This window comes from Candidatus Symbiothrix dinenymphae (assembly GCF_001431085.1).
The window spans coordinates 1-660 of the sequence record NZ_BBRU01000206.1; the positions used below are offsets into that span (position 1 = coordinate 1).

Below are 660 nucleotides of genomic sequence, written 5' to 3' on the forward strand. Positions count from 1 at the left end.
GCAAAATGGCCGCTCGCTTTTGAACTGCTGAACAACTTGGGCGGAGCCAACCACGAAGGCTACATCGGCTTGCAAGACCATGGCGGTGATGTGTGGTATCGGAATATCCGCATTAAGATTTTGGAGTGAGATTTATGAAGATGAACCTTGATTTTTTTATCAGGGTTCATCTTTTTTTCAAGATTCCGGTTCAGACTCCCACTCCATTCCGTTCGCACAGATGATGGGCATTGCTAAAAAATAAATTAAAAGTTAAATTAAGTATTATGTCAGATTCAATGTCAAGAAGGGACTTCCTTCAAAAAGGCAGTTTAGCTGCCGCCGGATTGACGATTCTTCCGAGTTTCGTGATGGGCAAAAACATTAGTGGAGCGACAGCTCCAAGTGATAAACTTAATATCGCTGCTATTGGTATCGGCGGTATGGGCAACGCGAACATCAAAGCGGTGAAGGGTACGGAAAATATCGTAGCCCTGTGCGATGTGGATTGGAAATACGCTGCCGGCGTGTTCAAAGAAAATCCCAACGCGAAGCAGTACAAAGACTGGCGCAAGATGTATGACGAAATGGGCAAAAGCATCGATGCCGTCATCGTGGCTACTGCCGACCATACACACGCGATTATCGCTGCCACCGCCATGACCATGGGCAAGCACGCGT

The 660-nt window shown here is 46.8% G+C and carries 2 protein-coding genes; both read left to right on the forward strand.

Features of this window, described 5'->3' with window-relative positions; all coding sequences use genetic code 11:
- The coding region (locus tag ASC50_RS06680; RefSeq protein ID WP_158648328.1) for a 3-keto-alpha-glucoside-1,2-lyase-like domain-containing protein at window positions 1-129 on the forward strand (129 nt) is incomplete at its 5' end.
- Window positions 130-266: 137 nt separating this feature from the next.
- The coding region (locus ASC50_RS02885; protein WP_158648329.1) for a Gfo/Idh/MocA family protein at window positions 267-660 on the forward strand (394 nt) is incomplete at its 3' end.